Origin of the sequence: Streptomyces sp. NPDC057424, from assembly GCF_042803315.1 — a bacterium.
GTDB lineage: Bacteria > Actinomycetota > Actinomycetes > Streptomycetales > Streptomycetaceae > Streptomyces.
The window spans coordinates 346,758-369,940 of sequence record NZ_JBHVCP010000001.1 but is presented as its reverse complement, the minus strand read 5'-3'; the positions used below and the strand labels follow the sequence as shown (position 1 = coordinate 369,940).

General features: G+C 71.1%; 29 protein-coding genes. 20 read left to right on the top strand and 9 right to left on the bottom strand.

All coding sequences use genetic code 11. The features are described 5' to 3' along the window. Nucleotides 1-19: 19 nt before the first annotated feature. The 6 genes from ACFU3E_RS01875 to ACFU3E_RS01850 all read right to left on the bottom strand — a co-directional run bounded on the left by ACFU3E_RS01875 (nt 20) and on the right by ACFU3E_RS01850 (nt 5,613). Complete coding sequence (locus tag ACFU3E_RS01875; RefSeq protein ID WP_384150463.1) at nt 20-1,498, bottom strand: sensor histidine kinase; 1,479 nt, start codon at nt 1,496-1,498, stop codon at nt 20-22. Continuing rightward, nucleotides 1,495-2,232, bottom strand: coding sequence for a response regulator transcription factor (locus tag ACFU3E_RS01870; protein ID WP_384150460.1), 738 nt, complete (start codon nt 2,230-2,232; stop codon nt 1,495-1,497). Before ACFU3E_RS01870 ends, ACFU3E_RS01875 begins: the two co-directional genes overlap by 4 nt. A 122-nt stretch (nt 2,233-2,354) precedes the next feature. After that, nucleotides 2,355-2,540, bottom strand: a complete 186-nt coding sequence (locus ACFU3E_RS01865; protein ID WP_384150457.1) for a hypothetical protein — start codon at nt 2,538-2,540, stop codon at nt 2,355-2,357. A 31-nt stretch (nt 2,541-2,571) separates the two neighbouring features. Next, the gene (locus ACFU3E_RS01860; protein ID WP_384150454.1) at nt 2,572-3,585 is read right to left on the bottom strand and encodes a S1C family serine protease; all 1,014 of its coding nucleotides are present in this window, start codon (nt 3,583-3,585) and stop codon (nt 2,572-2,574) included. A gap of 97 nt (nt 3,586-3,682) precedes the next feature. Further along, nucleotides 3,683-4,705, bottom strand: coding sequence for a LacI family DNA-binding transcriptional regulator (locus ACFU3E_RS01855; RefSeq protein ID WP_384150451.1), 1,023 nt, complete (start codon nt 4,703-4,705; stop codon nt 3,683-3,685). A gap of 128 nt (nt 4,706-4,833) precedes the next feature. Then, entirely contained in the window at nt 4,834-5,613 is a 780-nt protein-coding gene (locus ACFU3E_RS01850; RefSeq protein WP_384150448.1) for a winged-helix domain-containing protein, read from the bottom strand. A 172-nt stretch (nt 5,614-5,785) separates the two neighbouring features. Here ACFU3E_RS01850 and ACFU3E_RS01845 point away from each other — a divergent pair, with 172 nt between their 5' ends. From ACFU3E_RS01845 to ACFU3E_RS01810, 8 genes are all read left to right on the top strand, one after another. Continuing rightward, complete coding sequence (locus ACFU3E_RS01845; protein ID WP_384150445.1) at nt 5,786-6,637, top strand: alpha/beta hydrolase; 852 nt, start codon at nt 5,786-5,788, stop codon at nt 6,635-6,637. A gap of 77 nt (nt 6,638-6,714) precedes the next feature. Then, nucleotides 6,715-6,969, top strand: coding sequence for a MoaD/ThiS family protein (locus ACFU3E_RS01840; protein WP_010036212.1), 255 nt, complete (start codon nt 6,715-6,717; stop codon nt 6,967-6,969). Between the two features lie 3 nt (nt 6,970-6,972). Then, nucleotides 6,973-8,061 carry a hypothetical protein gene (locus ACFU3E_RS01835; protein WP_384150441.1) on the top strand — a complete coding sequence of 363 codons (1,089 nt, stop codon included), beginning with the start codon at nt 6,973-6,975 and terminating at the stop codon, nt 8,059-8,061. 152 nt (nt 8,062-8,213) lie between these two features. Further along, the gene (locus ACFU3E_RS01830; protein ID WP_384150438.1) at nt 8,214-8,951 is read left to right on the top strand and encodes a DUF2993 domain-containing protein; all 738 of its coding nucleotides are present in this window, start codon (nt 8,214-8,216) and stop codon (nt 8,949-8,951) included. 203 nt (nt 8,952-9,154) lie between these two features. Beyond that, nucleotides 9,155-9,235 carry a putative leader peptide gene (locus tag ACFU3E_RS01825; protein ID WP_350310325.1) on the top strand — a complete coding sequence of 27 codons (81 nt, stop codon included), beginning with the start codon at nt 9,155-9,157 and terminating at the stop codon, nt 9,233-9,235. Between the two features lie 136 nt (nt 9,236-9,371). Beyond that, nucleotides 9,372-10,217 (top strand): sulfurtransferase, encoded by an 846-nt coding sequence (locus ACFU3E_RS01820; RefSeq protein ID WP_384150435.1) that lies wholly within the window; start codon nt 9,372-9,374, stop codon nt 10,215-10,217. Between the two features lie 39 nt (nt 10,218-10,256). After that, nucleotides 10,257-10,544, top strand: coding sequence for a DUF1416 domain-containing protein (locus tag ACFU3E_RS01815; protein WP_003991226.1), 288 nt, complete (start codon nt 10,257-10,259; stop codon nt 10,542-10,544). Nucleotides 10,545-10,630: 86 nt separating this feature from the next. Then, entirely contained in the window at nt 10,631-10,891 is a 261-nt protein-coding gene (locus ACFU3E_RS01810) for a DUF3099 domain-containing protein (protein WP_384150432.1), read from the top strand. A 29-nt stretch (nt 10,892-10,920) separates the two neighbouring features. Here ACFU3E_RS01810 and ACFU3E_RS01805 read toward each other — a convergent pair whose 3' ends face one another. After that, complete coding sequence (locus ACFU3E_RS01805; RefSeq protein WP_384150429.1) at nt 10,921-11,283, bottom strand: DsrE family protein; 363 nt, start codon at nt 11,281-11,283, stop codon at nt 10,921-10,923. 101 nt (nt 11,284-11,384) lie between these two features. Here ACFU3E_RS01805 and ACFU3E_RS01800 point away from each other — a divergent pair, with 101 nt between their 5' ends. From ACFU3E_RS01800 to ACFU3E_RS01775, 6 genes are all read left to right on the top strand, one after another. Then, nucleotides 11,385-12,146: a hypothetical protein gene (locus ACFU3E_RS01800; protein ID WP_384150426.1), complete on the top strand. Its 762-nt coding sequence runs from the start codon at nt 11,385-11,387 to the stop codon at nt 12,144-12,146. After that, nucleotides 12,143-12,985 (top strand): hypothetical protein, encoded by an 843-nt coding sequence (locus tag ACFU3E_RS01795; RefSeq protein ID WP_384150423.1) that lies wholly within the window; start codon nt 12,143-12,145, stop codon nt 12,983-12,985. Before ACFU3E_RS01800 ends, ACFU3E_RS01795 begins: the two co-directional genes overlap by 4 nt. Next, nucleotides 12,982-13,824 carry a hypothetical protein gene (locus ACFU3E_RS01790; protein ID WP_384150420.1) on the top strand — a complete coding sequence of 281 codons (843 nt, stop codon included), beginning with the start codon at nt 12,982-12,984 and terminating at the stop codon, nt 13,822-13,824. The genes ACFU3E_RS01795 and ACFU3E_RS01790 overlap by 4 nt, the downstream gene beginning before the upstream one ends. Nucleotides 13,825-14,063: 239 nt before the next feature. Then, nucleotides 14,064-14,639 (top strand): FABP family protein, encoded by a 576-nt coding sequence (locus ACFU3E_RS01785; RefSeq protein ID WP_384150417.1) that lies wholly within the window; start codon nt 14,064-14,066, stop codon nt 14,637-14,639. 51 nt (nt 14,640-14,690) lie between these two features. Continuing rightward, the gene (locus tag ACFU3E_RS01780) at nt 14,691-15,128 is read left to right on the top strand and encodes a Fur family transcriptional regulator (protein ID WP_384150414.1); all 438 of its coding nucleotides are present in this window, start codon (nt 14,691-14,693) and stop codon (nt 15,126-15,128) included. A 10-nt stretch (nt 15,129-15,138) separates the two neighbouring features. Next, the gene (locus ACFU3E_RS01775) at nt 15,139-16,104 is read left to right on the top strand and encodes a YgfZ/GcvT domain-containing protein (protein WP_384150411.1); all 966 of its coding nucleotides are present in this window, start codon (nt 15,139-15,141) and stop codon (nt 16,102-16,104) included. Between the two features lie 19 nt (nt 16,105-16,123). Here the strand turns inward: ACFU3E_RS01775 and dtd are convergent, their stop codons facing one another. Further along, complete coding sequence (gene dtd, locus ACFU3E_RS01770; protein ID WP_030242984.1) at nt 16,124-16,549, bottom strand: D-aminoacyl-tRNA deacylase; 426 nt, start codon at nt 16,547-16,549, stop codon at nt 16,124-16,126. Nucleotides 16,550-16,761: 212 nt separating this feature from the next. On the opposite strand from dtd, the gene ACFU3E_RS01765 reads away from it, so the two are divergent. From ACFU3E_RS01765 to ACFU3E_RS01755, 3 genes are all read left to right on the top strand, one after another. Further along, complete coding sequence (locus ACFU3E_RS01765) at nt 16,762-17,394, top strand: aerial mycelium formation protein (RefSeq protein ID WP_384150408.1); 633 nt, start codon at nt 16,762-16,764, stop codon at nt 17,392-17,394. Between the two features lie 78 nt (nt 17,395-17,472). After that, nucleotides 17,473-18,735, top strand: a complete 1,263-nt coding sequence (locus tag ACFU3E_RS01760; protein WP_384150405.1) for a GNAT family N-acetyltransferase — start codon at nt 17,473-17,475, stop codon at nt 18,733-18,735. Nucleotides 18,736-18,987: 252 nt separating this feature from the next. Next, nucleotides 18,988-19,905, top strand: coding sequence for a FadR/GntR family transcriptional regulator (locus tag ACFU3E_RS01755; RefSeq protein ID WP_384150402.1), 918 nt, complete (start codon nt 18,988-18,990; stop codon nt 19,903-19,905). 36 nt (nt 19,906-19,941) lie between these two features. Here the strand turns inward: ACFU3E_RS01755 and ACFU3E_RS01750 are convergent, their stop codons facing one another. After that, nucleotides 19,942-20,130, bottom strand: coding sequence for a hypothetical protein (locus ACFU3E_RS01750; RefSeq protein WP_010036177.1), 189 nt, complete (start codon nt 20,128-20,130; stop codon nt 19,942-19,944). A gap of 147 nt (nt 20,131-20,277) precedes the next feature. Between ACFU3E_RS01750 and ACFU3E_RS01745 the strand changes: the two genes are divergently transcribed. The 3 genes from ACFU3E_RS01745 to ACFU3E_RS01735 all read left to right on the top strand — a co-directional run bounded on the left by ACFU3E_RS01745 (nt 20,278) and on the right by ACFU3E_RS01735 (nt 22,977). After that, a complete protein-coding gene (locus ACFU3E_RS01745) occupies nt 20,278-21,156 on the top strand; it encodes a winged helix-turn-helix domain-containing protein (protein ID WP_384150616.1) in 879 nt (292 codons plus the stop codon). Nucleotides 21,157-21,185: 29 nt separating this feature from the next. Next, nucleotides 21,186-21,899 (top strand): HAD family hydrolase, encoded by a 714-nt coding sequence (locus ACFU3E_RS01740; RefSeq protein WP_384150399.1) that lies wholly within the window; start codon nt 21,186-21,188, stop codon nt 21,897-21,899. Between the two features lie 202 nt (nt 21,900-22,101). After that, nucleotides 22,102-22,977: a GntR family transcriptional regulator gene (locus tag ACFU3E_RS01735; protein ID WP_384150396.1), complete on the top strand. Its 876-nt coding sequence runs from the start codon at nt 22,102-22,104 to the stop codon at nt 22,975-22,977. Nucleotides 22,978-23,183: the final 206 nt, after the last annotated feature.

Sequence of the window (23,183 nt, the reverse complement as noted above, 5' to 3'; positions counted from 1 at the left end):
CTCGGGGCCGCCCTCTCCATCAGGCCGGGGGCAGATCCTCCGGCGGAGGCACAGCCGCCCCCGGCAGGCGTACCGTCGCCACCGTGCCGCCGCCTTCCGCCCGGGCCAGGGACACCACGCCGCCCGCCTGCTGAACCGTGCGCGCCACGATCGACAGGCCCAGGCCCGAGCCCGGTAGGGCCCGTGCGCTCGGGGAGCGCCAGAAGCGGTCGAAGACGTGGGGGAGTTCGTCGGCGGGGAGGCCCGGGCCGTGGTCGCGGACTGTGAGGACGCCCTCGTTCAGGCGGACCTCGATCGTGCCGCCCTCCGGGCTGAACTTCACCGCGTTGTCCAGGATGTTGACCACCGCCCGTTCCAGGGCGGAGGGTTCCGCTCGGACGAACCAGGGCTGCACGTCCGCCGTGATCGTGAGCTCCGGGCCCCGCAGCCGGGCCCGCCGCAGCGCCGACTCGACCGTGTCGTGCCAGGCGACGATCTGGGTCCGGCCCGAGTGCTGGCCGGTGTCGGGGCGGGAGAGTTCCTGGAGGTCGCCGATGAGGGCGGCCAACTCCGTCATCTGCGCCTTCACCGAGGCGAGGAGTGCCTTGCGGTCGGCCTCGGGGATGGGGCGGCCCGTCTCCTCACTGCGGGTGAGGAGCTCGATGTTGGTGCGGAGGGAGGTGAGCGGGGTGCGGAGTTCGTGCCCGGCGTCCGCGATCAGTTGCTGTTGCAGGTCCCTGGAGCTGGCCAGGGCCGAGGTCATGGCGTTGAAGGAACGGGACAGGCGGGCGATCTCGTCCTCGCTGTCGTCCTCCACGGGGATGCGGATGTTCAAGTCCTCCGTGCGGGCCACGTGCTCGACGGCGCCCGTCAGCTTGTCGACGGGGCGCAGCCCGGCCCGGGCGACCGCCAGGCCGGCGGCTCCGGCGCCGAGCACTCCCACGCCGGAGACCAGGAGGAGGATCAGTGCCAGTTCGTTGAGCGTGGACTGCGTTCCCTTGAGCGGCAGGGCGATGACGAGGGAGTAGTCGGCGGCGACGCCCAGGGGCAGGCGTCCGTCCTTGATGACGACCGCCGTCGTCAGGACACGCAGCTTGTTGCCCTGGTCGTCCGTGCCGTCGCGGATGCGGCCCTGGTTCGGGTCGGGGTCTCTGGCCACGGCCTTGTCGTCGCCGGTGACGTGCACCTGGGTCGTGGAGGTCGGGAAGAGACACGGCTTGCCGTCGACGTGGACCAGCTGCCCGTAGGTCTTGGGCCGTGACCCCATGCCCAGCGAGTCGGAAGGCGTCTGACGGCAATCGTCGGTGAGCGCCTGGAACTCGTCCGAACGCAGCGGCGCGACCGACGACTTCAGGTTGTTGTCGATCTCGGTGTACAACTTCCCCTGGACGATGAACCAGCAGGTGACGGACACCGCCGCCACCGCGAACGCCACCGCCGCCGCCACCAGCAGCGCCAGGCGCGAGCGGATCGGCAGGGAGCGGAACCGCCGTACGGCCCGGTGCGTGCGGGACGTCACTCCGCGCCGCCCTGCCGCAGCACGTAACCGACACCCCGGACCGTGTGCACCAGCCGCGGCTCCCCGCCCGCCTCGGTCTTGCGCCGCAGGTACATCACGTACACGTCGAGGGAGTTCGACGACGGCTCGAAGTCGAAGCCCCACACGGCCTTGAGGATCTGCTCCCGCGTGAGGACCTGGCGCGGGTGTGCCATGAACATCTCCAGGAGCGTGAACTCCGTACGGGTCAGCTCCACCTGGCGCCCACCCCGTGCGACCTCGCGCGTGGACAGGTCCATGCGCAGGTCGGCGAAGGTGAGCGCGTCATCGTCGGCCGGGTCGGCCGCGCCCACGGCCGCCGCGTAGGAACTGCGGCGCAGCAACGCGCGGATGCGGGCGAAGAGTTCGTCGAGTTCGAAGGGCTTGACCAGGTAGTCGTCGGCGCCCGCGTCGAGGCCCGTGACGCGGTCGCCGACGGTGTCGCGGGCCGTGAGCATCAGGATCGGCGTGGTGTCGCCGGTGGCGCGGATGCGGCGCGCCGCCGTCAGACCGTCCATGCGCGGCATCTGGATGTCGAGGACGACCAGGTCGGGGCGGTAGGCCGCAGCCTTCTCCAGGGCGTCCGTGCCGTCGACCGCGACCTCGGTGCCGTAGCCCTCGAACGCGAGGCTGCGCTGGAGTGCTTCGCGCACGGCCGGCTCGTCGTCGACGATCAGGATGCGCTGGGGGTCACGGTCGCCGTCTGCGGGGCTCATGGGTCGGGGGTCCTCGGGGTGAAGGGGGACGGGGGTGCTGCTCGGACGGTCTCAGCGTCGCACGTCGGGGGGCGGTGACGGGAGGAGCGTCAGCCCGGTGGCGTGCGGGGGGAGGAGGTGCGTCAGCGCCGCGCCGCCCGGCGCCGGGCCGTGGCGGTCCGGTGCGCCCGACGGCTCGCCGTGGCCGCCGCCGGTGCCACCTCCGCCGCCCGGCCCGTCGGTGTGTGCAGGGCGGACGCCACCGTCAGGGCCAGCCCGACCGCCGACGGGTCCCCACCCGGCTCCGTGTGCACAACCTGCTTGATCATCGCGGTACTCCTTGCTGTCAGGTGCTCGGACTCAGTCGGTCGATCCCGCCCGCAGCTTCGCGAGGTCGGCCTTGACGGTGTTGATGGGGATGGCGAAGCCCAGGCCGACACTGCCCGCGTCGGAGGACGAGGAGGCCTGGCTGGTCGGCGAGTACATCGCGGAGTTGATCCCGATGATGTTGCCGTTCATGTCGATCAGCGCGCCGCCGGAGTTGCCCGGGTTGAGGGACGCGTCGGTCTGGAGCGCCTTGTACGTCGTCGTGTCGGACCCGGTGTCGCCGTTGAACTCTCGTCCGCCGAACTCGAACGGCCACTGGTCGCCCTGCCCCTGGCCCTGCCCCCACTGCCGGCCCTGGCCCTGGTCCTCCTGGGTCGGGACGGTGACGTCACGGTCGAGGGCAGAGATGATGCCGCTGGTGACGGTGCCGGACAGCCCCTCGGGGGAGCCGATCGCCACGACCTGGTCGCCGACCTGGAGCCCCGCCGAGTCGCCGAGCGTGGCCGCCTTCAGGCCGGAGGCGTTCTCCAGCTTGATCAGCGCGAGGTCCTTCTTGCTGTCGGTGCCGACGACCTTCGCGGAGTAGGACGTGCCGTCGCTGGTCGTCACCTTGATCTGCGAGGCGCCGGAGACGACGTGGTTGTTGGTGACGATCTCGCCGTCGCTCGTGATGATCACGCCGGAGCCGGTGGAGGACCCGGCGTTGGAGTCGGCGCTGATCTCGACGATGCTCGGGCTCACCGCCTTCGCGACCCCGGACACCGTGCCCTTCTGGCTGGAGGGGACCACGTTGGTGCTGGTGGAGCTGGAGGCGACGGTGTCGTTGCCGGTCAGTTCCTGGATGCCGTAGGCGGTGCCGCCGCCTATCGCCGCCGCGACGATCGCCACGGCGGCGAGCAGGGCGACGGGGCCACGGCGGCGCTTCTTCGGATGCGGGGCGTGCGCCGGGGCGTGCGCCGGCGGGGGCGGCCACTCGGGGTTCACCGGGGCCTGCTGACCCTCGTAGGGGTTCTGGTACTCGCCACTGCGGTGGAAGCTCTCGGTCATGGAACCGAGCTTGTCGCCCGACCATGAGAGCTTCCTGAGTGCTCCCTGAGAAGCCCGGCAGAACCTCGTATGCCCGATATAAAGGCGCGTCCAGGCCCTACGCGCAGCCGCAGGACTGCCGGGCCACCAGCCGCGACGGGAACACCTTCAGCCGCTCCCGCCGGGCCCCCGCGACCCGCAGCCCGTCGTCGAGGACGAGGTCGACGGCTGCCCGGGCCATCGCCGGACGGTCGGAGGCGACCGTCGTCAGGGGCGGGTCCGCGAGCGCCGCCTCCTTGATGTCGTCGAAGCCGGCCACCGCAAGCTCGCCGGGGACGTCGATCCGCAGCTCGCGCGCCGCGCGCAGCAGGCCGATCGCCTGGTCGTCGGTCGAGCAGAAGATCGCCGGTGGGCGGTCGGGCCCGGAGAGGATCTTCAGGGCGGCCTGGTAGGCGTCGTAGCGGTTGTAGAGGGCCTCGAAGAGGCGGCCCTCCGTGGAGATCCCGGCCTCGTCCATCGCGCGGCGCCAGCCCTCGACGTGGTCGGAGACCGGGTCGCCGACCGCCGGCGTCTCGGCTATGCCGCCCATACAGGCGACGTACTCGTAGCCGTGCTCCAGCAGGTGCCGTACGGCGAGCTCGGCGCCGCCCAGGTCGTCGGTCACCACGGCGACGTCGTCGATGGCCTCGGGGCGTTCGTGCAGCAGCACGACGCGGGCGTCCCAGGCCTCGATCTCGGCGGCGGCCAGGTCGTTGAGCGCGTGGCTGACGAGGATCAGCCCTGAGACCCGCATGCCCAGGAAGGCGCGCAGGTAGTGGACCTCGCGTTCGCCCACGTAGTCGGTGTTGCCGACGAGGACCATCTTCCCGCGCTCGGAGGCGGCCTGCTCGACCGCGTGCGCCATCTCCCCGAAGAAGGGCTGGCGGGCGTCCGGGATGATCAGGCCTATGAGGTCGGTGCGCCGGGACGCCATCGCCTGAGCGACCCGGTCGGGCCGGTACCCCAGTTCCTTGATCGCGGCGAGGACACGCTCGCGCGTGGCCGGGGCGACCGGCCGGGGTCCGTTGTTGATGACATAGCTGACCACGGCAGTGGAAGTCCCTGCCAGCCGCGCCACATCATCCCGAGTCACCTTGGCCACGCGCGGAGTCTACGCGGATATACCCGCTCCGGGCAGGGCGTAAAAGGAGGTTCCGTACGATATCCCGACCGCCGTCCGGGGCACCCTGTGCGGGAGCGATGCCCAGGTCGGCGCCGCGATAAGCCTCTTTACGCCTTCGCGCGGGCCTCGGCCGCATCCAGGGCGGGCGACTTGTCCGCAGTGTCCGGCTTTGCCTTGGCTGCCTTGGCCTTCGCCTCCTCGGCGGCGCGCTCCACCTTCTCCGGCGTAACGAATCGATAACCGACGTTCCGGACGGTGCCGATCAGCGACTCGTGCTCGGGGCCGAGCTTGGCGCGCAGCCGCCGTACGTGCACGTCGACCGTGCGCGTACCGCCGAAGTAGTCGTAGCCCCAGACCTCCTGGAGCAGCTGGGCGCGGGTGAAGACGCGGCCGGGGTGCTGCGCGAGGTACTTCAGGAGCTCGAACTCCTTGAAGGTCAGGTCCAGGACGCGGCCCTTGAGCTTGGCGGAGTACGTCGCCTCGTCGACCGACAGGTCGCCGTTGCGGATCTCCATGGGGGAGTCGTCGCTGACGATCTGCTGCCGGCCCATGGCCAGCCGCAGCCGCGCCTCGACCTCCGCGGGGCCGGCGGTGTCGAGCAGGACGTCGTCGATGCCCCAGTCCGCGGTGACGGCGGCGAGGCCGCCCTCGGTGACGACGAGGACGAGCGGGCAGCCCGGCCCGGTGGAGCGCAGCAGCTGACACAGGCTGCGGACCTGCGGCAGATCGCGTCGGCCGTCGACGAGGATGACGTCGGCGCCGGGGGTGTCGACGAGGGCCGGGCCCTCGGCGGGGGCCACACGCACGTTGTGCAGGAGCAGGCCGAGGGCGGGAAGCACCTCCGTCGACGGCTGGAGGGCGTTGGTCAGGAGCAGCAGAGAACTCATACGTCTGGTTCCTCCTCGGTCCCTGCGAGGACGTTTGTTGGCACAGCACCGCTCTGCGATCCCGAAGGCCCCGTACACCTGCGGTTTCCCGCTTCGTATACAACGCTTCCGAAAGCACAAAAGGACCCGGGGGCTACGCTGCCCGAGTCCTCTGCCCAGCAGAATAGCCCACATGAGCTCTGGTTCGGCAGGTCATGTGGCGCGTTCCACCGATCGTCCACACTCCGAGACGGCTGTGGGAACGCCTGTTCGGCAGCCGTCGAGGACGTTTCTGCGCACCTCCGACGGTGTGACGATCGACGCCGTATACGACCCGGGCACTGCCGTATACGACGCCTCCGGGACGCCTTCCGGTCACCCCGTCTTCGTCGTCGCCCACGGCTTCACCGGGGCCGTCGACCGGCCGCACGTACGACGGGTGGCGCAGGCCTTCGCCCGTCACGGGGCGGTCGTCACGTTCTCCTTCCGGGGACACGGGGCGTCCGGCGGGCGGTCCACGGTCGGGGACCGGGAGGTGCTCGACCTGGCGGCGGCCGTGCGGTGGGCGCGGGAGCTGGGGCACGCGCGCGTCGGGACGGTCGGGTTCTCGATGGGCGGCTCGGTGGTGCTGCGGCACGCGGCGCTGCACCCCCGTGAGACCGACGCGGTGGTGTCGGTCAGCGCCCCGGCCCGCTGGTACTACCGGGGAACCGCCCCCATGCGGCGGCTGCACTGGCTGGTGACGCGCCCCGAGGGGCGGATGGTCGGCCGGTACGGGTTCGGTACCCGCATCCACCACCGGGACTGGAACCCCGTCCCGCTCTCTCCCGTGGAGGCGGTGCCGAGGATCGCCCCCACCCCGCTGCTGATCGTGCACGGTGAGGCCGACGGCTACTTCCCCGTCGACCACCCGCGGATGCTGGCCGCTGCCGCCGGTGACCAGGGCGAACTGTGGCTGGAGTCCGGGATGGGGCACGCCGAGCACGCCGCGGGCGACGAGCTGCTGGAGCGGATCGGGGCGTGGGTCGCCGGCCGGGCGGGCTAGCCTGACGGGGTTCACCGCCGGGTGAGCCCGTGTGAGTCTGATGTGAGTCCGCTGCGACTGTGCGATTGAGGAAGCAGATGCCAAAGGTCACGGTGCGCTACTGGGCCGCCGCCAAGGCCGCGGCCGGGGTGGCCGAGGAGCCGTACGAGGCGGCCACGCTCGCCGAGGCGCTCGACGGGGTGCGCGAGCGCCACCCCGGCGAACTCGAGCGTGTCCTGCGGCGCTGCTCGTTCCTCGTCGACGGCGACCCCGTGGGCACCCGCGGACACGAGACGGTACGGCTGGCCGACGGCGGCACGGTCGAGGTGCTCCCGCCGTTCGCAGGAGGATGAGCGATGACCAACCAGCCGAACGACGGCTACGGCCCCTACGACCCGTACCGGTCCTACGGGCAGCAGCCGCAGCAGCAGCAGCCTCAGGCGCCGCAGGCGTGGCCCGGGCAGGGGTACCAGGGGTACGACGACCCGCACGCCGCTCAGCAGTACACGCAGCAGTGGCAGGGCCAGACCTGGGAGACGCAGACGCACCAGCCGGTGTCCGCGCCGGTCGCGGCGGAGGAGACGGCGTACCTGCCGCCCCAGACCCCGCAGACCCCCCAGGGGCACGTGGCTCCGGCTGACGCCGGCGCCGCCGCGTCCGGTTACGGTCCGGCCACCGTCGGCGGGAACACGCGCGTCACGGACGCGCAGCGGGCCCGGGCGGAGGGGCGGTCCCCGATCATCGAGCCCGGGATGCAGCCGGCCGCGCTGACGGCGCTGCTGGGCCTGCTGCTGGCCGGTGCGGCGGCGGTCGGGACGTACGCGCTGCTCGTGCCGCTGGTCGTCCTCCAGGCCGTCACCGCGGCGGGCTGGTTCCGGCTGAACGGGATGTGGCCGGCCCGGCAGGGCATCGCGCTGGGCTTCGCGGGCGCGCTGGCCGCGGACGCGGCGCTGCTGGCCTCGGGCCGCTCCCCCTCGGCGATCCTCGGCACGATCGGGGTGTGGGTGCTGCTCGCGCTGGTCCTGCAGCTGCGGTCGCACGCCGACCCCGACGAGCGGATGTACGGCCTGATGGCGACGGTCGCGGCCTCGGCGCTGGCGATCGTGGCAGGCGGGTACCTCGCGGCCGCCGCGGACGCGGTGACGGTGGGCGCGGTGGCCGTGGCGGTGGCCGTCCTGGCCCGCGCGCTGCCGCTGCCGACCCCGGCTTCGGTGGTGGTGTCCCTCCTCGCCGCGGCGGGCGCGGGCATCGCGGCCGGATCGGTCACGGGCCTCGGCACCTCCGGTGCGCTCCTCGGTGCGGGCGCCGCGGCCTGCGCCCTGATCGGCCACCGGGTCGCGAGCTACGACTACCCGTCCCGCTTCGTCCACTTCACGGCGGGCGTGGCCCTGCCGCTGGCCGCGGCGGCCCCGGCGGTGTACGTCCTGGGCAGGGCGCTGGCGTAGGTCCGGCGGTGCCAGGGCGCCGGGCACCGGCCCTGTCACAAGTGATCAACAATCCTCCGGCCCCCCTTCCCCGCAGGGTTACTCTCACGCAAGGGACGGCCACCCGGTCGTCAGGAACCGCCGTCTAACCGACTGGGTGGGGGACACACCGCATGCGCGCACTGCGAATACTGCTGATCTTCGTCGTGATCCTGGGCGGGCTCTTCGTGATCGCCGACCGCGTCGCGGTCAACTTCGCCGAGGACGAGGCCGCCGACCGGCTGAGGACGACGGAGAACCTGTCGGCGACCCCCGACGTGTCGATCAAGGGTTTCCCGTTCCTCACCCAGGTCGTCGGCGGATCCCTGGACGACATCGAGGTCGGCATCAAGGACTACGAGGCCGCCGCGGGCGACGGCGACCGGACGATCCGTATCGACGACCTCCAGGCCGACATGAAGGGCGTCGAGTTCTCCGGCGACTACAGCTCCGCCACCGCCTCCAGCGCCACCGGCACCGCGACCATCGCCTACGACGAGCTGCTGAAGACGGCGAAGTCCGAGCCCACCCAGGTCGCCCCGGGCGTCACCGCCAATGTCATCGGCCTCTCCGACGGCGGCAACGGCAAGATCAAGGTCACCGTCGAGGCCACGGTCCTCGGCACCAAGCTCCCGGAGCCGGTCTCCGTGCTCAGCTCGGTGAAGGTCGACAACGGCACCGTCCGCGTGCAGGCCGACGGCCTGCCCACGTTCGGCGGTGTCGACATCGCCGAGAGCCGCGTCCGGGCGATCACCGACTTCCAGCAGAAGATCGACGGCCTGCCCGGCGGCATCGAGCTGGACACGGTCCGGGCCGCCCCGAACGGCGTCGAGATCACCGTGAAGGGTTCCGGCGTCCGGCTGGCCGGGTAGGCGGACGCACGGCTGATCCGACCTGCGCTGTCCGGTGGGCGAGACGGTGATGTCCGTAGCGCAGATGTGACGGGGGATACGGTCGGCCGGACGCCCCGCGGCGAGCGCCTTCGCGGCCCAGTGATCCCATATGGCGGATTGTCTCGTCTCAATATGCGACACACCGGTGACATGCCCGCCCGACCGTCCCTACGATCGACGCTATGAAGCGACAGGCGGACCTCACGAAGCGGCGGGCAGTAGACCTGTGCCGCGTCGCCGCCATGCTCTGTCGCACCTTCTGAGCGATCGCGTCGGCAGTCGCGCCGACGCGCGCATCCCCGCCGCCCTGCATCAAGGGCACCCGTGCGCCGCCCTCGTCATGGGCGCGCCCTGCAGACCTCGCACGCCCCGCCGTAACTGCCCCGGAGGAGAAAGAGCATGAGCCGCAACGACGTCCTGGTCGACGCCGACTGGCTCCAGGAGCACCTGGACGACCCGACCATCGCCATCGTCGAGGTGGACGAGGACACGTCCGCCTACGAGAAGAACCACATCAAGAACGCCATCCGGATCGACTGGACCCAGGACCTGCAGGACCCGGTCCGCCGTGACTTCGTCGACCAGGAGGGCTTCGAGAAGCTCCTGTCGGACAAGGGCATCGGCAACGACCACACGGTGGTCCTGTACGGCGGCAACAACAACTGGTTCGCCTCGTACGCCTACTGGTACTTCAAGCTGTACGGCCACGAGAGCGTCAAGCTCCTCGACGGCGGCCGCAAGAAGTGGGAGCTCGACGCCCGCGAGCTGGTCGCCGGCGACGAGGTGCCCGAGCGCCCGAAGACGGACTACAAGGCCAAGGCCCAGGACACCTCCATCCGCGCCTTCCGCGACGACGTCGTGGCCGCCATCGGCTCGCAGAACCTCGTCGACGTGCGCTCGCCCGACGAGTTCTCCGGCAAGCTGCTCGCCCCGGCCCACCTGCCGCAGGAGCAGTCGCAGCGCCCCGGCCACGTGCCGAGCGCCCGCAACATCCCGTGGTCCAAGAACGCCAACGACGACGGCACGTTCAAGTCGGACGAGGAGCTCAAGGAGCTCTACGCCGAGGAGAGCGTGGACCTGGCCAAGGACACCATCGCCTACTGCCGCATCGGTGAGCGCTCGGCGCTGACCTGGTTCGTGCTGCACGAGCTCCTCGGTGTGGAGAACGTCAAGAACTACGACGGCTCCTGGACCGAGTACGGCTCCCTCGTGGGCGTGCCGATCGAGCTCGGCGCCAACAAGTAAGCAACCCCGACCGACCTTTCCAGACTTCAGGAGTACGACATGTGCGGTGCGAAGGCCGGCGGCCCCGACGCCTCGACGATCAAGCCCGGTGAGACCACCATCCAGGGTCAGGTGACCAAGGACGGCGAGCCCGTGGTGGGCTACGTCCGTCTGCTGGACTCGACCGGCGAGTTCACGGCCGAGGTGCCGACCTCGGCGACCGGACAGTTCCGCTTCTACGCGGCCGAGGGCACCTGGACCGTCCGTGCCCTCGTGCCCGGCGCCACCGCCGACCGCACGGTCGTCGCCCAGCAGGGCGGCCTGGCGGAGGTCGCGATCGCCGTCTGACGACGACCGGTCCTCGAAGGGCCGCACCCCGCGGGTTGGACGCCTGGGGTGCGGCCCTTCGGCCTGCCCGGACCTACGCTGGACCTATGTACGCACGACGACGGCGGGCCTACTTCGCGATGATGGGCGGCTGCATCGCGCTGTTCGTCCTGGCGTGGGGTGTCGTACGCCTGTGGTCGATCCCCGTGGCCGTGGGGATGTGCGTGGTGGCCATGGTGATCCCGCCCGTCGCCGCGATGGTCGCGAACCGGCGGGGGCCGGAGGACCGGTGGTGGGACGACCCGTCCGGGGATCCCCAGTCCGACGAGTGGTGGGACGAGCTGGACGGCAAGAAGCGACCCCGGTGAGGGGCGTCTTCCCACTCCACGGAAACGCCTCAGTAGACGAGCGCCTGCGTCTCCTCCGCCATCGCCTCCTGGACGAAGACCTGCGCACCCGCGATGCGGACGCCCTTGATGACGTCCTGCTCGGTGATGTCGCGGCGGGCCGCGCACTGCGTGCACAGGGTGACGCGGCCGGCGGTCAGGATCGATTCGAGCAGGTCGGGCAGCGGCGCCGCGTGCGGGAGCTCGAACTCGGCGGCGCGGCCGGGGAGGGCGAACCAGGCGGACTCGCCGGTCAGCCACAGGGAGACGTCGACGCCGCTCGCGACGGCCACCGCCGCCACCGTGAACGCCTGCGAGCAGCGCTCGGGGGCATCGGCCCCCGCCGTCACCTTGATCACGAGCTTCTTCGCCATGGCCGAATCGTAATCAACGCCCCTGCAACTCCGGGCATCGCCTGAAGGTCTCCTGTGCGCGCGCATACGGAATGCGCGCCTCGCGTTCTGTGGGGGACGTCTTGGAAGTACTCGAAGAAGTGGCCGACGGGTCCGTGGCCGAGCCCGGGCCGCGTCGCCGTCGGCGGGGGCGTACGGCCGCGCTGATCGGTGCCGCAGTCGTGCTCGGACTGGTCGCCGGCACCTGTGCCGGTTACCTCGTACAGGTGGACCGCGCGCCCACGAAGCTGCCCTCGCTCTCACAGCCGTCGCTCGCGCAGGCCGGGGGCGACGGCCCGGAGCCGCTGTCGGCCGCGCGGGACAGGCGGGTGAAGACCGACGGGGACCTGCGGAAGCTGCTGCTGAAGAAGCCGCGCGGGGCGCGGGACGCCGAGTACCTCATGGGCGACGACGGCTGGCTGAACCTCGCGGGCTACGCGGCGTACAACAAGAAGCCCGGCGAGATGTTCGGCGAGCTCGTCGGCGACGAGTTCCGGCGCGCGGCCGTCACCGGCTGGCGGGTCGACGGCACGTACCAGGTGGAGATCCGCCTGCTGCAGTACCGGCAGGAAGAGGTGCTCGGCGCCGCCGAGCGGGCCGTCAACAGCCAGTACTGGGCCGAGGACGAGGACCGCACCGACAGCTGGGCCGTGCCCGGCACCGGGGACGGCCGGGTCTACGTCCACCACCGGCCCGAGGCCGAACCCGGCTACGCGCCGGTGTACAACGCCGAGGCCCACGCCTGGCGCGGCGACATCGCCGTGGAGATCTGGGTGTCGGACACCAAGCCGATTCCCAAGGCGAAGATCATGGACCTGGCCGAGCGGCAGATGGAGCGGCTGTGAGCGACAACCAGATGGGGCCGGAGGAGCCGGTGGGGCCGGGGGCCGTGTCGGAGCCCGCTCCCGAGCCGCAGAAACAGCCCGTACGCCGTGGTCGTGTCGCCGCCGTCACCGCGTCCGTGCTGCTGGCGGTCGCGGTCGTGGGCGGCGCGGGCTACACCGTCGTGGCGGTGAACGGTGCCGACCGGGAGGCGGGCGCACCCGTCTGGACGTTTCCCGAGAGCAGGACCGCGGCCGGGGCGGACGAGAAGGCCGCCCCTTCCGGGCTCGCCGGCATGCTCGTGCCGTACGGGACCTACGGGGCCAACGGGTGGGGGCGCGGCCCGGACCTCGGTGAGTACGGCTCGGAGGCCGCACTGAGCGGGAAGCAGGCCACGGCCCTGCGCAAGGAGTCCCTGAGCGGCCTGCCGCGCACCCAGCGCAAGCGGCTGGAGAAGGCGTTCGACCAGCAGCGCATCACCGGCATCGCCATGCGCAGCTACCTCAGCACCACCAAGATCTCCGGCGCCTACACCGACGACGCCTTCACGGTGCGCGTCGAGCTCGCCCAGATGGACGACAGGGCCGCCGTGCGGGACGCCTCGCGTTTGCGGAGCGCGGTCCTCGACGCCCTGGACGTCTTCCGCAACGGCCCGAAGATCAAGGGCCACAAGAACGCCCGCTGCTTCCTGCCGCCGAAGGACGCCGACGGGGACCTGGAGACGATGTACTGCTCCGCCCACGTCGGGAACGTCCTTGTCACCGCCGTCGCGGACGGCGCTCAGCCACTCGACACCAAGGGGGCCGCGATGCTGCTGCGCCAGCAGCTCGACCGCATCGCCGAGCCGGGGGAGGCGGTATGACCGAGCAGCAGCAGGAGACAGCCGTGCCGGCCGCGCCCGGGGTGCTGCCGGACGCGCCGGCGGACCCGGTGCGCAAGGATCGCCGCGTCCTGCGGGCCGTCCTGCGCTGGACCGCCGCCGTGGCCGTCTGCGCGGCGGTCGGCGCGGCCACGGCGTACGGCATCACAGGGATGGAGCGGACCGACGTTCCCGGGCTCGCGACGGAGCCGGACGGGCGCTGGGAGTACCCGGTGCTCACCCGGCCGCCGCTGCCCTCCGGCAGCCCGGGCCCCTTCGCCGAGGCGAACACGGCCGGCACGCACCATGCCGACCCGCGCGCCCTCCTCCTGCCCGCTCCGGAGGGCGCCACGGACGACAAGGCGCTGCGGGGCGCGGACGGCTGGCTGGCGGAGGAGGACTTCCTGGCGGAGTACGCCGCGAAGGACGACCGCGAGGAACTCGGGCAGCACCTCACCGACCACGGTCTGCGGCACATCACCGCCCGCGGCTGGACCATGCCGGACGGCACCCGCACGCGGATCTACCTGCTCCAGTTCGACACCGCGGCGGTGGTCGACAAGCTGCTCGCGCCCTACCTCGCCCCGTACAGCGCGCCGAAGTTCCCCCTGCGTGGCGCCGGGACGTCCGCCAGCGACAAGACGTTCCCCGACGACGCCGTGGTGGACGACGTCGAGCGCGTGGTCTACGACGAGGCCAGGCCGTACGGCGGCGAACAGGTCCGCCATGCCTACCTCGCCGCCGGTGACACCCTCGCGCTGGTCGTGCAGTCCCGGGAGGGCGGTGCGCGGGCCGTGCCCTTCCGGCAGACGGTGACCCTGCAGAGCCAGCTGCTCGGCTGACTCCGGCCCGGTCCCACCTCACACAGAGGCCCGGGCCCCGGCCGCGTAAGCTGGGGCCCGGCCCTGTGCACCCATTCGCACCCCGCTCAAGGAGCACCCCGTGGAACTCTTCTTCGAAATCCTGCTGGTCCTGGTCGCCGTCGGCGTCCTCGCCTTCGCCGGGCTCACCGTGAAGAAGCTGTACCAGGGCCAGCGCTGACCCCCGAGACCCGACGCACGTCCACGACGAAAAGCTGCTGATGATCGAGATCCCGTCCGACCTCCACAAGGACCTCGTCCCGCTCGCCTTCCTCCTGGGCAACTGGGCGGGAGCCGGTGTGCACGACTTCCCCGGCTCCGAGAAGTGCAACTTCGGGCAGGAGGTCACCTTCACCCACGACGGCCGGGACTTCCTGGCGTACCACTCCCATTCCTGGGTGCTCGACAAGGACGGCAACAAGGTCCGGCCCCTGGAGTCCGAGCACGGCTTCTGGCGGATCGACGCCGGCCGCAAGGTCGAGGTGACGATGACCCGCGACGACGGCGTCATCGAGATCTGGTACGGCGAGCTGGCCGACAAGAAGCCGCAGATCGACCTGGTGACGGACGCGGTGGCCCGCACGGCCGCCTCCCAGCCGTACACCGGCGGCAAGCGGCTGTACGGCTACGTCAAGAGCGACCTGATGTGGGTCGGCGAGAAGCAGACCCCCGAGGTCGAGCTGCGCCCCTACATGTCCGCCCACCTGAAGAAGGTCGTCACCCCGGAGGAGGTCGAGCGCTGGGCCAAGGCCCTGCCCGACGACATGCCGGACGACGGCATCGCCTTCTTCAAGTAGGGGCACGTCTTCCTCACCTAGTCGTATGCAAGTAGTCCTAGACTCTTGGGTGTGGTGAGCACCGACTGGAAGAGCGATCTGCGGCAGCGCGGCTACCGGCTGACCCCGCAGCGGCAACTCGTGCTCGAAGCCGTGGACACCCTTGAGCACGCGACCCCCGACGACATCCTCGTGGAAGTGAGGAAGACGGCGTCGGGGGTCAACATTTCGACGGTGTACCGGACGCTGGAGCTCCTGGAGGAGCTCGGTCTGGTCAGTCACGCGCATCTGGGGCACGGGGCGCCGACCTACCACCTCGCGGACCGGCATCACCACATCCACCTGGTCTGCCGCGACTGCCAGAACGTCATCGAGGCGGATGTGTCGGTGGCGGCCGAGTTCACCGACAAGCTGCGGCGGACGTTCGGCTTCGACACCGACATGAAGCACTTCGCGATCTTCGGCCGGTGCGAGGACTGCACGCTCAAGGCTTCACATACCGAGTCGTAGGCTTACGGATATGAAGAGCCCCCTGCTGACCCTGCCCGGCGCCGTCCCCGCCGAGGGCGTGGACGAAGGCGTCGCCGCCCACTACGGCGATCTGTTCCGTGAGCAGCGTGCCCTGGCCGACGGCACCGGATTCGTGGACCTCTCGCACCGGGGGGTCGTCACCGTCACCGGTGAGGACCGGCTCGCCTGGCTGCATCTGCTGCTCACCCAGCACGTCAGCGACCTCCCGGCGGGCCAGGCCACCGAGTCGCTGATCCTCTCCGCGAACGGCCACATCGAGCACGCGCTGTACCTCGTCGACGACGGCGGGACGGTCTGGGCCCATGTGGAGCCCGGCACCCAGGACGCGCTGATCGCGTACCTGGAGTCGATGAAGTTCTTCTACAAGGTCGAGGTCGCCGACCGCACGGCCGACATCGCGGTCGTGCACCTCCCGGCCGGCTCCATCGCCGAGGTCCCGGAGGGCGTCGTCGTACGTGAGACGCCGCACGGCCGGGACCTGTTCCTGCCGCGCGCCGACCTGGAGGCGTACGCCGCGCAGGCCGGGCCGCCCGCCGGGATCCTCGCCCACGAGGCGCTGCGCGTGGAGCAGCACCGGCCCCGGCTCGGTTTCGAGACCGACCACCGCACCATCCCGCACGAGCTGGGCTGGGTCGGCTCGGCGGTGCATCTGCAGAAGGGCTGCTACCGGGGGCAGGAGACGGTCGCCCGGGTGCAGAACCTGGGCAAGCCGCCGCGCCGGCTGGTCTTCCTGCACCTCGACGGCAGCGAGGTCCATCTGCCCGCGGCCGGGACGGAGCTCCGGCTCGCGGACGACAGCCCTGACGGCCGCAAGGTCGGCTTCATCACGACGTCCGCCCGCCACCACGAGCTCGGCCCGGTCGCGCTCGCCCTGGTGAAGCGGAACGTGGCGGTGGACGCCCCGCTGGTGGCCGGGGACACCGCCGCGGCCCAGGAAGTCGTCGTCGAGCCGTAAGACTTGTAGATCTTTCGGGTCAGATTTCGATCTGCACGGTGAACGGGCCGTCGTTCGTCAGCGATACCCTCATCGCCGCTCCGAAACGGCCCGTCGCCACCGTCGCGCCCAGGGAGCGCAGCTGGGCGACGACCTCGTCGACGAGGGGTTCGGCCACGTCGCCGGGGGCGGCTGCGTTCCAGGTGGGGCGGCGGCCCTTGCGGGCGTCGCCGTAGAGGGTGAACTGGCTGATCACCAGGAGCGGGGCGTCGATGTCGCTGCACGACTTCTCGTCGTGCAGCATGCGGATCGACCAGAGCTTGCGGGCCAGCTGGGCCGCCTTCTCCTTGGTGTCCTCGTGGGTGACGCCGACGAGGACACACAGCCCCTCGCCCTCGATCGCCCCCACGGTCTCGCCGTCCACGACGACGCTCGCGCCGTCCACCCTCTGCACCACTGCTCGCATACGTCCATCATGCAGGGCGGTGACATCCGCGCCGCGGGTGGCCGCCGGATGGCCCGAAAGGGTGGTTTGCGCGGGGCGCCAACAGCCCCTGCACGGCCGTATTTTGCTGCTTACCCGCCCATCTGGGGTCTATCGGGGGCACTCGTTCCCAGAGCGGGCACTTGGGGTGGCACGATGCTTGCACACACCGGTCGAGGGGACGGTTGAGGCACATGAGCACATCAAGCACCGGGCAGCAGCAGGCGGCTGCCTGGTCGACGTACACGGGGAGGGGCGCGTCGGAGTACCACCGGCCGCCCGCACAGCGCACGGACAGCCCGCGGCTGCCCTCGGACGCCTCCGGGCCCGGGCTGCCCGCGCTGAGCCTGCCCGAGCTGCGCACACTGCGCCGCGAGGCCCGGCGCGACGAGGCCGACCTCAGCTATCTGCGGCGGCTGCTCCAGGGGCGGATCGATATCCTGCGCGCGGAGGTGGCCCGTCGCACCCCGGCGGGCGTGGCCTCCGTGGCCGTGTCCGAGGGGACCTCGGTGGTGGAGCGGCTGGCGGAGATCCTGCGGGACGCCCCGGCCCGGCACCGCTCCTCGGCCCGCCACGTGACCCTGGGCACCCCGCGGGGCGAGGAGTTCCGGCGGCTGGCCGCGGAGGTGCTCGCCGAGGTCGAGCTGTCCGACCTGGGAGCGCGCACCGACCTGGAGCTGAACACGGCGATGGGGCGGCTCGAGCGCCACGAGCAGCAGGTCTCCCGGCGCCGCCAGCGGCTGCAGCGCACGGCCGACGAGTGCGGCGCGGAGATCGCGCGCCGGTACCGCGAGGGGGAGGCGCAGGTCGAGGACCTGCTGGTGTGAGCCGTCGCGGGCGCGGGGGCAGGGCCGGCGGTCGGATATTCGCGCGACACCGGCCGGCCCTCCGCCTAGCGTGAGTCCATGACCCCCGTGTCCCGCGCCGACGACATCGACGTGCGCCCGATCGCCGCATCCGAGTTCGCCGACTGGCTGCGTGCGGTGAACACCGGTTTTCTGCGGGTGCCCGTCCTCACCGAGGAGGAGATCGAGGGCCGGCGCACGAAGTTCGTCGAGGGCCGCTACCTGGGGGCCTTCGACCAGGGCAGGTGTGTGGCGACCTTCCGGTCCTTCGGCCAGGAACTCACGGCCGTGGGCGGGGCGGGCGTCCCGGCCGACGCGATCTCGGGCGTCACCGTCAGCGCCACTCACCGCCGCCGCGGACTGCTCAGCCGGATGATGGCGCGGGACCTGGCGGCGGCGAAGGACCGCGGGGACGTCGTCGCGACGCTGATCGCCGCCGAGTACCCGATCTACGGGCGCTACGGCTTCGGGCCGGCGACCTGGACGGCGGAGTGGACGATCGACGTGCCGCGCGCGGGCCTGGACGTCCGCTGGGCGGGCCCGGCGGACGGCGGGCGGATCGACCTGGTGGAGGGCGAGGACGTCCGCAAGCTCGGCCCCGAGCTGCACGAGCGGCTGCGCCGCGGCCTGCCCGGCGCCATCGACCGCGACGAGACCTGGTGGAAGGCGAACACCGGCGCCCTGCTGCTCGACCCCTCGTGGAAGCCGCCCTTCTTCGCCGTGTACCGCTCGGCGTCCGGCGAGGTCGAGGGCATGGCCGCCTACGAGGTGGACGACCACTGGGGTGACGCCAAGCAGCCGTTGAACACGGCGACCGTGCGCTGGCTGCTCGGCGTGACACCGGCGGCGGAACGCGCGCTGTGGGAGTACCTCTGCTCCATCGACTGGGTCGTGAAGGTGAAGAGCGGCCGGCGGGCGCCCGACGATCTGCTCCCGCACTTCCTGCCGGACCCCAGGGCGGCACGCGTCACCTCGCTCGCCGACTGGCTGTGGGTGCGGATCCTGGACGTCGTACGGGCGCTGGAGGCGCGGACGTACGAGGGGCAGGGGGCGCTGGTGCTGGAGGTCGCCGGGGTGGACGGGCTGACCGGCGGGCGCTACCGGCTGGAGGCCTCGCCCGACGGGGCGTCCTGCACACCGACCACCGAGAGCGCGGAACTGGAGCTGGGTGTGGGTGAGTTGGCGGCGCTGTGGCTCGGGGACGAGTCGGCGGTGCGGCTGGCGGCGCTGGGGCGGGTGCGCGAAGAACGAGCGGGCGCCGTCCGGAAGGCCGACGCCCTGCTGCGTACGTCCAGGCGGCCTTGGTGCCCGGACATGTTCTGAGCCGCTCCCTTCTGCCGGTGTGCGTGCGGGGTCCCGCATCCGTAGCGGGCTGTTCGGTTGTGGTTGTCGTGCGGTGGTACCGGCTGAGCGGGACTCCCGGCTCCCCTCCGGAAGGGAGTCCCAGGGCGGGTGGCCAACCCCTTGAAGGTCTGACCATGTTCCCCAAGTTGGCGACCAACTTCACTGTCCTTATCTCCGCTTGGAAGCGGCTCATAACCACCTTTCCCTCAACTGCCTGAAGATGGCGGGAAGTTGTACTGTTCAGTTGTGGACCCGGAACACGACTCCGCCAATGGGCGGAAGAGGTCGCAACGGCCACAGAGGACACATCACGAGGTGGCCGACGAGCTGCGCGCCCGGATCAGGACAGGGGCGCTGCGTCCGGGTGAGCGCATGCCCACCCAGGCCCGGCTGGCCCACGAGTTCGGTGTCGAGCGCGGTGCCGTGCGGCAGGCGCTGCGCATCCTGCAGTCCGAGCGGCTGCTCACCAACGTGTCCAAGGGCAGCCCGGCGACCGTCGCCCCCGGCCCCGTCGGTGCGCTGACCGGCCCGGAGGCCCCGCCGCTGCCCACGACGGTGGGCCTCGCGCCCCGGGTTGCGGCGGCGTTCGCGGCGGAGCACGTCGAGATCGACGCCGTGTGCCTGACGTCCGTCTCCCTCACGCTCGCCATCGGTGAGCCGCTGCGGCAGCTGCACGCCGGCCGGCTGAAACCGGCCAAGGTCGACGTCCGGGTGCTGCTGCCGAGCCGGGACATCGACCTGGCCTTCCCGGTGCCGGTCGAGGGGGGCGGCGACGACTGGGTGCACGAGCGCTGGCTGGCGATGCGCAACGCGCAGGGGCAGGTCCTCCAGCACAACCTGCTGGCCCTGCGCGCCACGCACGGCATCGATGTCCACGTCACGTTCCGGGCGCTGCCCTTCACCCCGCCGGTGAAGCTGTACCTGCTCAACGGCACGGAAGCGCTGTTCGCGTACTACACGCTGACGCGCCGGGAGGCCGAGATCGACCACGAACAGCCGGCGCTGTACGACGCCCAGGGCACCCAGTCCATGCTGTTCTCCTTCGATCAGGGCGCCGGGCTGCGCGACACGACGTTCGTGGAGCAGTCGCACCTGTGGTTCAACGCACTGTGGGAGACGATCAGTTCGGAGCTGGTGCTCACGAGCTGACGTCTCCCACGGGTCGTTCCGGTGTGGCGCGGTGACTCATCGGGCGGGCCCCGTCATCAGCAGCGCGAGCACGACGGCTCCCGCGGAGCTGACGGCCGGGCTCTTGGCCTTGATGCCTACGGTGAGAAGGATCAGGCCGACGATGCCGGCCGGACCGTACTTCCACTGGACGAGCTGTTCGAAGGCGACGACGAAGGCGGCGGAGAGGAGAGCGAGGGCGGGCATCGGTGTTCCCCCTTCGGAAGTCCGGAAGCAAAACTTCCGCCAACTTCGGGAAGTTGGCAACCAACTATGATTAAGTTGTCCCCACTTGGCTCCTAGTCATAAACAACTTTCAAACAACTCCCGCCAGATGCATCAGAGTTGTAACGTCTGGTCGTGACCCAGGAGAGCGTGGCAGTGAATGGCAGCAGAAGGTCCTCGCCCCAGGAGATCGCCGACATCCTGCGGGAACGCATCCGTGCCGGTGAGCTCAAGCCGGGGGACCGCCTGCCCACCCAGGCCGAACTCGCGGAAGAGTTCGGCGTGGAGCGCGGCGCCGTCCGCCAGGCCCTGCGTGTCCTCGCGGAGGACGGCCTCCTCACCAACGTCAGCAAGGGCAGCCCGCCGCGGATCGCCGCCCCGGCCCCCGTTCGCGGTGAACCCCAGCCGACCATGGTGGGCCTGGCCCCGCGCCTGACCGAGGCGTTCTCGGCGCCGCACGTCTGCGTCGACGTCGTCTGCCACACCGCGGAGACGCTGATGGTCGCCATCGGCGAGCCGCTGCGCCTGATCCACGAGGGCCGTATCCACCCCGAGTCGATCGACGTCCGCATCCTGGTCCCCTCCCGGGACATCGAGCTGGCCTTCCCGGTCCCGGTCGAGGCCCACGGCGACGACAACCCGGTCCACCAGCGCTGGCTGGCCATGCGCAACGCCCAGGGGCAGGTCCTCCAGCACAACCTGCGCACGCTGCGCTCCACGCACGGCATCGACGTGCACGTCACGTTCCGCGCGCTGCCCTTCACCCCGCCGGTCAAGCTGTACCTCCTCAACGATGAGGAGGCCCTGATCGGCTACTACATGCTGACCAGGCGCGCTGAGGAGTGGGGCAGCCAGACGCTGGACATGTACGACGTCCTCGGTTCCCAGTCGCTCCTCTTCTCCTTCGTGAAGCGGGCGGGCCGACGGGACGCGGCGTTCGTGAAGGAATCCCAGAAGTGGTTCAACGCCCTCTGGGAAACCATCACGACGGACCTGACACTCTCCTAGTGACTTCTGATGCGACGCAGACTGGTGCGGTGCCCTTCGAGACCGAGAACGATCCGAACCAACTCCGCAATCTGATCAGACGTGCCCGTGTCGTGCTGTGGGACTTCGACGGGCCCATCTGCCGCCTGTTCGCCGGACACTCCGCGGAGCGGGTGGCGAGCGACCTGGTCTCCTGGCTGGAGGGCCGCGGTCTGCACGGCCTGCTCACGGATGCCGAGCGCGAGTCCCTCGACCCGCACGTGGTCCTGCGCGCCGTGGACCGCCGGCACCCCGGCAGCGACCTCGTGGCCGAGCTGGAGGAACGCCTCACACAGGAGGAGCTGCGGGCCGCGTCCTCGGCGTGGCCGACCGCGTACGCGGACGCGCTGATCCGCACCTGGACGGCGGTGGGCTCCCGACTGGCGATCACGACGAACAACTCCCCGCGCGTGGTCCGCAAGTACCTCGCGAGCCGCGGCCTCGTCGACTGCTTCGCGCCGCACATCTACGGGCGGACCCAGGAGCTGCGTCACCTGAAGCCGGATCCGCACTGTCTGAACCGGGCGTTGAGCGCGACGGGGGCGGCACCGGGGGACGCGCTGATGATCGGCGACACACCCTCCGACCTCGAGGCGGCGGGCCGCGCGGGGGTGCCGTTCCTGGGCTACGCGCGTAACGAACGCAAGGCCAAGGTCCTCCAGAGCGCCGGGGCCGGCACGGTCCTCGCGTCCCTGGCGCCGCTCCTGGAGCTGCTGCGCGCGTAAGCGGGCCGCCGGGAGCATCTGGATCATCGGACACCGCCTTCTGCCGGGGCCTCGGGGCCGGGCAACCGGCCGGCTTACTTGCCTGGTTGCCTGCTTGTATCAGGCATGCCCGGTCAACTTGATCCCCTAACCGGCAAGTTGAAGGCCGTCCTGCCTGAGGCGAACCTGTTTGCTTGTCGGCCCGCGGCGGTACGTACGTCGTGTGACTGCCAGGCGGAGTGGTGACGGCAAGGCGTTCCGGCACGTGGCGGAGGCGCTGCGGACCAGGATGGCCGACGGGACGTACGGTCTGGGCGTCGCGCTGCCCTCGCAACGTGAGCTCGCCACGGAGTTCGGCGTGTCCAGGGACACCGTGCAGCGCGTCATCCAGGAGCTCGGAAACGAGGGCTGGATCGAGAACCGGCAGGGCGCCAAGGCCCTGGTCATCAAGAACCAGCGCATCCAGTCCGGGACGGCCAGAGCCACCCGCTCCCGGCGGCCCATGACCCTGGGCCCCCTCATCAGTGAGGCCTTCGAGCAGCCGGAAGTCACCCTGGACGTCTACACGTTGACGTCCGAGTCGCTGGACGCACACATCCGCCTCCAGGCCGAGCGGATCCGCGCCGGCGTCATCGCGCCCCAGCGCATCGCCCTGCGCATGCTCCTGCCCTCCGAGTCGCTGGAGCTGCCCTATCCCCGGGCTCTGGACGAGGAGGACGCCCCGCGGCTGCGGGACCGCTTCCGCACCATCACCCAGCGGAGCACCGAGTCCCTGCACCAGGTGCTGCGGGGCCTGGAGGCGGAGAACCTGGTCCCGTCCGTGCAGCTGGAGATCCGCCACGCCCCCCTCACACCGACCTTCAAGCTGTACGTGATCAACGGGGGCGAGGTGCTGCACGGCCTGTACAACGTGGTCAAGAGGGCGCTGGTCCTCGATGACGGGGACCAGGTGGGCGCGCTCGACGTCCTGGGCCTCGGCGCCACGCTGACGCACCACGTGCGGGACGACGATCCGGACTCGGCCGGAAGCATCTTCGTGGACACCATGCGCACGTGGTACGACTCGGTCTGGGGCCTGTTGTCGGAGCCGCCGGAGTGACGCGAACGTGCTGAGGAGGCGGGGAGAGATGCCTGGTGGCCGGGTGTAGCATTCCGGCACCGCGCAAGGATTGAGTCACACGCTCACCCCGGCTCGTATGTGACGAGGCCAACCGGCCGTCATCGAACGAGTTCACGCAGTCTCGTGCTGATGGGTGGCCATCACCCGCAATGGCTCATCCTGCCGTGCGCGGCGTCGGCCGCGAA

Coding starts and splice junctions, on each gene's coding strand:
- ACFU3E_RS01820 (WP_384150435.1), top strand. CDS start 9,372: ATGAGCCGCAACGACGTCCTGGTCGACGCCGACTGGCTCCAGGAGCAC.
- ACFU3E_RS01845 (WP_384150445.1), top strand. CDS start 5,786: ATGAGCTCTGGTTCGGCAGGTCATGTGGCGCGTTCCACCGATCGTCCA.
- ACFU3E_RS01805 (WP_384150429.1), bottom strand. CDS start 11,283: ATGGCGAAGAAGCTCGTGATCAAGGTGACGGCGGGGGCCGATGCCCCC.
- ACFU3E_RS01825 (WP_350310325.1), top strand. CDS start 9,155: ATGAAGCGACAGGCGGACCTCACGAAGCGGCGGGCAGTAGACCTGTGC.
- ACFU3E_RS01865 (WP_384150457.1), bottom strand. CDS start 2,540: ATGATCAAGCAGGTTGTGCACACGGAGCCGGGTGGGGACCCGTCGGCG.
- ACFU3E_RS01760 (WP_384150405.1), top strand. CDS start 17,473: ATGACCCCCGTGTCCCGCGCCGACGACATCGACGTGCGCCCGATCGCC.
- ACFU3E_RS01750 (WP_010036177.1), bottom strand. CDS start 20,130: ATGCCCGCCCTCGCTCTCCTCTCCGCCGCCTTCGTCGTCGCCTTCGAA.
- ACFU3E_RS01870 (WP_384150460.1), bottom strand. CDS start 2,232: ATGAGCCCCGCAGACGGCGACCGTGACCCCCAGCGCATCCTGATCGTC.
- ACFU3E_RS01775 (WP_384150411.1), top strand. CDS start 15,139: ATGAAGAGCCCCCTGCTGACCCTGCCCGGCGCCGTCCCCGCCGAGGGC.
- ACFU3E_RS01815 (WP_003991226.1), top strand. CDS start 10,257: ATGTGCGGTGCGAAGGCCGGCGGCCCCGACGCCTCGACGATCAAGCCC.
- ACFU3E_RS01785 (WP_384150417.1), top strand. CDS start 14,064: ATGATCGAGATCCCGTCCGACCTCCACAAGGACCTCGTCCCGCTCGCC.
- ACFU3E_RS01835 (WP_384150441.1), top strand. CDS start 6,973: ATGACCAACCAGCCGAACGACGGCTACGGCCCCTACGACCCGTACCGG.
- ACFU3E_RS01810 (WP_384150432.1), top strand. CDS start 10,631: ATGTACGCACGACGACGGCGGGCCTACTTCGCGATGATGGGCGGCTGC.
- ACFU3E_RS01860 (WP_384150454.1), bottom strand. CDS start 3,585: ATGACCGAGAGCTTCCACCGCAGTGGCGAGTACCAGAACCCCTACGAG.
- dtd (WP_030242984.1), bottom strand. CDS start 16,549: ATGCGAGCAGTGGTGCAGAGGGTGGACGGCGCGAGCGTCGTCGTGGAC.
- ACFU3E_RS01830 (WP_384150438.1), top strand. CDS start 8,214: ATGCGCGCACTGCGAATACTGCTGATCTTCGTCGTGATCCTGGGCGGG.
- ACFU3E_RS01765 (WP_384150408.1), top strand. CDS start 16,762: ATGAGCACATCAAGCACCGGGCAGCAGCAGGCGGCTGCCTGGTCGACG.
- ACFU3E_RS01840 (WP_010036212.1), top strand. CDS start 6,715: ATGCCAAAGGTCACGGTGCGCTACTGGGCCGCCGCCAAGGCCGCGGCC.
- ACFU3E_RS01790 (WP_384150420.1), top strand. CDS start 12,982: ATGACCGAGCAGCAGCAGGAGACAGCCGTGCCGGCCGCGCCCGGGGTG.
- ACFU3E_RS01850 (WP_384150448.1), bottom strand. CDS start 5,613: ATGAGTTCTCTGCTGCTCCTGACCAACGCCCTCCAGCCGTCGACGGAG.